The 5,041-nt window shown below is 71.1% G+C and carries 4 protein-coding genes; 2 read left to right on the top strand and 2 right to left on the bottom strand.

Features of this window, described 5'->3' with window-relative positions:
* Positions 1 to 185: 185 nt before the first annotated feature.
* A complete protein-coding gene (locus M0R80_12895; protein ID MCK9460528.1) occupies positions 186 to 1,343 on the top strand; it encodes a hypothetical protein in 1,158 nt (385 codons plus the stop codon).
* A gap of 74 nt (positions 1,344 to 1,417) precedes the next feature.
* Positions 1,418 to 2,686 carry a GTPase HflX gene (gene hflX, locus M0R80_12890; GenBank protein MCK9460527.1) on the top strand — a complete coding sequence of 423 codons (1,269 nt, stop codon included), beginning with the start codon at positions 1,418 to 1,420 and terminating at the stop codon, positions 2,684 to 2,686.
* Between the two features lie 139 nt (positions 2,687 to 2,825).
* Here hflX and M0R80_12885 read toward each other — a convergent pair whose 3' ends face one another.
* Positions 2,826 to 3,503 carry a pseudouridine synthase gene (locus M0R80_12885; GenBank protein ID MCK9460526.1) on the bottom strand — a complete coding sequence of 226 codons (678 nt, stop codon included), beginning with the start codon at positions 3,501 to 3,503 and terminating at the stop codon, positions 2,826 to 2,828.
* Positions 3,504 to 3,509: 6 nt separating this feature from the next.
* A partial coding sequence (locus M0R80_12880) for a VCBS repeat-containing protein (GenBank protein MCK9460525.1) occupies positions 3,510 to 5,041 on the bottom strand: 1,532 nt, incomplete at its 5' end.

The following is a 5,041-nucleotide window of genomic DNA, read 5'->3' as shown; positions in this document are numbered from 1 at the left end:
CGCACGCCGGGGCCAGCGCGGCGGCGAACAGCGCGCAACTCGTGACCGCAATGCGAGTACTGGGTCTCATGAGAGGCTCCTTTCCGTTCCCTGTCCGGCAACGGTGACGGAACGGGCGGCTGCGGTCAAGCGCCGCTTCGATTTGCGCGCCCGCAGCATGTGCGATCCCCTATGATGCCAGCTCCATGGCGGACGCGGGAAACGACACGAGGACTCGAAGGGGCGCAGTCGCCGTCGCGTTCGGGATCGTGTTCGCCATGGGCCTCGTCGACAACGCGCGCGGCCCGGCCTACCCCGCGATCCTCGAGCACTTCCGCGCCTCCGCGACCGCGGGCTCGCTCATGTTCGCGGTGGCGTCGCTCGGGAGCGTCATCGTCAGCTGGACCGGGCGCGCCTGGCTCGTCCGCTTCGGCGCGCTCACCGCGGCGCGCTTCTTCTCGGCGCTGCTCGTGGTCGGGTGCGTCGGCATGGGCGCCTCGGGGTTCGCCCCGATCGGGCTCCCGGGCCTCGTCGCGGCGTCGTTCGTGTTCGGCCTCGGCGCGACCGGGTGCAGCGTCTGCGGCAACGCGCTCATCGGGCTCGGCGGCGCAGCCGCGCACCGCCGCCGGCTCCTGTCCGGAGTCCACGCGATGTACGGCGCTTCGTCGCTGCTCGCGCCGCTCGCGGTCGCCTGCGGCGCCGAGGCCGGGCTTGACTGGCGCCGGCTGTTCTTCGCGCTCGCGGCGGTGCCCTTCCTGGTCGGCGCGTTCGCCCTGACGGTCGGGCCGGTCGCCGCCCGGACGTCGGAGGCGCCCCGCGCGATCGCCGCCGCGCCGCCGCGAAGGTTCGAGGCGGTGGCCGCGTGCGCGATGCTGGCGCTGTACGTCGTCGCCGAGGTGTGCCTGTCGAGCCGCCTGCCCCAGCTCGTCGAGAGCCACTGGAGATGGGGGAGCGCGCCGGCGGCGCTGTGCCTGAGCGGGTTCTTCGCGCTGCTCCTCGCGGGCCGGACCGCGTTCGCGGTGATCCGCTTCCCGGGCTCGAGCGTGACGTGGCTCGCCGCCTCGGCGTCGCTCTCGCTCGCCGCGTACGCCGTCGGCCTTTTCGCGCACCCGGCGGTGCTCGCGCTGTGCGGGCTGACGATGTCGGTCTTCTTCCCGGTCGCGATGGCGTGGATCCAGAACCGCTTCGGCGCGGGTGCGGATCGGATGATCGCGAGCGCCATCGCGGCGGTGGGGCTGGGGCTCGTGATCTCGCACTTCGGAGTGGGCGTGCTCACGGACGCGGTCGGCATCCGCAACGCGCTCCTCGTCGGGCCGGTCTGCCTGGTCGCGGTGCTCGTCCTCCTGCGGGCGATCCGGGCGTAGAGGGGGGCGTCCGGCAGCGCCCCGACCTCATTCCCCGCTGGACTTTCGATCCGTCGTGGTTAACCTCACGTTCCATGCACGATGTCGACTCCGACGACAAGACGAGAAGCGCCGTCCTCGCGGCCGTGCAGCTCCCCGGCGTGGGAGAGAGCGAGCTCGCCGAGTCGCTGATCGAGCTCGGCCGCCTCGCCAAGACGCTCGGCCTCGCGGTCAGGGGCGCACCTGTCACGCAGCGGCGCGACGCGCTCGACCCGGGCGCCGTCCTGGGCAAAGGCAAGCGAGAGGAGCTCGCCCGGCTCGCCGAGGAGAGCGGCGCGGACTTCATTCTCGTCGATCACGAGCTCACGCCGTCGCAGGCGCGCAACCTCTCGAAGGAGTGCGGCGAGACGGACGTCATGGATCGCACCGCCGTCATCCTGGAGATCTTCCGCCGCCACGCGCACTCCCGCGCCGCGAAGGCCCAGGTCGAGATGGTGCGCCTCAAGTACCTCGCGCCGCGGCTGCGCGAGCAGGGAAAGGGCAAGGGCGATCGCGAACGCGGCGGCATCGGCGGCAAGGGCGCGGGGGAGTCGGCCATCGAGCTCGACAGGCGCAAGATCCGCGACCGCATCGCCGAGCTCGCCGAGGAGCTCGCCGCGATCGAGGTCGAGCGCCGCACCCGGCGCGCCCGCAGGCGGGAGCTCTCCCGCGCCGCGCTCGTCGGCTACACCAACGCGGGCAAGTCGACCCTCATGCGCGCGCTCACCGGCAGCGAAGTGCTGGTGGCGGACAAGCTGTTCGCCACGCTCGACACCACCGTGCGCGCGCTCGAGCCGCCCGCGAAGCCGCGCATCCTCGTCTCCGACACCGTCGGCTTCATCGAGAAGCTCCCCCACGACCTAGTGGAGTCGTTCAAGAGCACGCTCGACGAGGCGCTCGAGGCGTCGCTCCTCGTCCACGTCGTCGACGCCTCCGACCCCAACTTCGAGAGGCAGCTCCGCGTCACCGAGGAGGTGCTGGCCGAGATCGGCGCCGGGGACGTGCCGCGCCTGCTCGTGCTGAACAAGATCGATCGCCTCGAGGACGAGCCCGGCGCCGTCGCCGCCGTCGCCGCCCGCTGGCCTGGTGCGCTGTGCCTCTCCGCCAAGCGCCCCGACGACGTCGCCCGCCTGCGCGAGAGGCTTATCGATCTGTTCGCCGCCGACATGATCGAGTGCGAGATCCGCGTCCCGTACAGCCGGCAGGCGCGACGCGCCGAGATCTTCGCCGCGTGCCAGGTCCTCGAGGAGCGCTACGAGGACGACGACGTGGTCTTCCGGGTCAGGGCCCCGCGCGGGTTCTCGCCTAGGACACTGAACAGCTAAGGTCCACAACCCCGATAACCCGCTGCTCGACGCGTCGTGCCCGGCAAGCCCTCACCCCGGCCCTCTCCCGGCGGGAGAGGGAGGCGGTCGCAGCGCCATAGCGGGTGAGGGGTTCATCGGCGCGAGCATCGGCCGCGGGTCAAGTCCCGCCAAGGACGAACCCCATCGCCCCGAGCGGCCCCGCGAGATCCGGCGGCACGGGCGCGGAGATCTCGATCCGCTCCCCGCTGCGCGGGTGCAGGAACGCGATGGACAGGGCGTGGAGCGCGAGCCGGTACAGACCGTACCGCTCGGCGATCTCGCGGTTGAGCGCGCCCTTCCCGTAGCTCGCGTCGCCGATCACCGGGTGATCGATGTGCTTCAGGTGGCGGCGCACCTGGTGGAGCCTCCCGCTCCGCGGCCGCGCCTCGACGAGCGACAGGGGGCGGGGCTCGAGAACCACCGCCGCGAGCCTGCGGATCTCCGTCACGGCCGGCACGCGCGGCCCGCCTTCGGTGCGCGGGATCGGGTGATCGACGACGGCGGACTCCGGCGCCTCGCCGCGGACGAGGGCGAGGTACCGCTTCTCCACCGCTCCGGCCTCGAGCTGCGCCCCGAGCGCGCGCGCCGCCTCGCGGTCGAGGGCGAACAGCACGACGCCGCTCGTGCCCCGGTCGAGCCTATGGGCCGGGTGCACCACGTCCAGCCCGGTGAGCCCCCGCACCTGATCGACGAGCGCCACCCGCTCACGACTCCACCCCCGGTGCACGATCACCCCGGACGGCTTGTTCACCGCCACGAGCTCCGGGTCGCGGTAGAGCACCTCGAGCGCGGTCATCTTGGCTCACTCGATAGGAGGGTTGCAGGCGCCGCCGTTCTCGATCTGGCTGTTCGTGCGGTACGTGTTGAAGAGCGACCAGCTGTCGTGTTCGACCGCGGGGATCGTGCCGTCCTCCCGGACGTTCGTCACGTGGTAGGTGTGCTGGTTCCAAATCCGGCGCGCCTGGATCCAGCGATCATCGATATCCCGGATCACCTGCACCGTGGGCGACGCGGACATGTAGTAGTTGGAAACGACGACGATCTCCGCGGAGCCGTCGTTGTCGATGTCCGCGACCACCGGGTACTCGGAGAGCGTGCCGCTCGTCCGCGGGGTCTCGAGCAGGACGCCGCCGGTCTCGTCGAAGATGAACATGCTGTACTCGTCCGCGTACATCGCCTCGGCCATGCCGTCGCCGAGGAAGTCGAAGGCCGTGCCCGCGGCGATCCCGCTCGCGTCCGAGACCGGAGCGGACCAGACGATCGACGCGTCCGCCTCGTACACCGTGTAGGAGGAGGCGGAGCTCATGGCGTACTCGGCCTCGCCGTCGCCGTCGAAATCGTGGATCGTCGCGGGCCGCACCCAAGTCGTGTAGCCCACCGGCGCGCCGGTCGGCCGCAGGTTCGTGTACTTCGTGGTGCCGTCGTGCTCGAGCACGGTCAGGCCGTCCGTGTTCGTGATGAGCACCTCGGGTAGATCGTCGCCGTCGAGGTCCGCGATCTGCGGGTAGCCGGGCGTGACTGCGGCGTTCAGGTAGTACTGCGAGCCGTCCGCGTGGTACGCGGCGTGGCCGAGCACGACCTCGAGCCCCGGCTCGCCGTCCAGGTTCGCGGCGGCGGTCGCGGACCACGGACCGGACTCCTGCGGCGCGATCCAGATCTTGAAGCCGTCGTGATCCGACACCATGGCGCCGGAGATGATCTCGACGTCGCCGTCCTCGTCGAGATCGGCGAGGGCGATCGCCCCGGAGTAGTTGTCGGCGTACGAGTCGGCCCCGGGCCACGGCGTGTCGCCCTGCCACTTGAACGTGCCGTCGTTCTCGAAGGCGAGCAGGTACCCGGCCGTGTCAGCGCTCACGATCTCCGGTATCCCGTCGCCGTCGATGTCGCCGATCGCGGGGGTCACCGTGTGGTCGACGGCCGTCGCGAACTGGTAGATCATCCCGCCGCTCGCGCCGTCGAGCACGTAGATGTGCCCGATCTGTCCCGGCGATCCGGAGCTCGCGGACGCGACGACTACGACGTCCGGGGTGTCGCACAGATCGATGTCGCCGCTCTCGTCGTCGTCCGTGAGGTTCGCGACGAGCGGTGTGACGATGCTGTAGATCTCGCCGCCGCTCCCCGCCCACTGCCACTGGATCTCCGGCTCGAAGCTGTCGGGCGGCGCGGTCTCCGTGCACTCCCCGACCGAGCCGAACTCGTCCTCGGGCACGTCGCACGTGTCCGAGTCGATATCCGAATCGGAATCGGTGTCGGTGTCCGAATCCGTATCCACATCCGTGTCCGAGTCCGTATCCGAATCCGTGTCCGCATCCGCGTCGCTCCCCCCCGAGTGAT

The sequence above is a fragment of the Pseudomonadota bacterium genome, assembly GCA_023229365.1.
In the GTDB taxonomy this organism is placed as follows: domain Bacteria; phylum Myxococcota_A; class Polyangia; order JAAYKL01; family JAAYKL01; genus JALNZK01.
The sequence above is the reverse complement of the archived record's forward strand: the minus strand, read 5'-3'. Positions and strand labels throughout refer to the sequence as shown.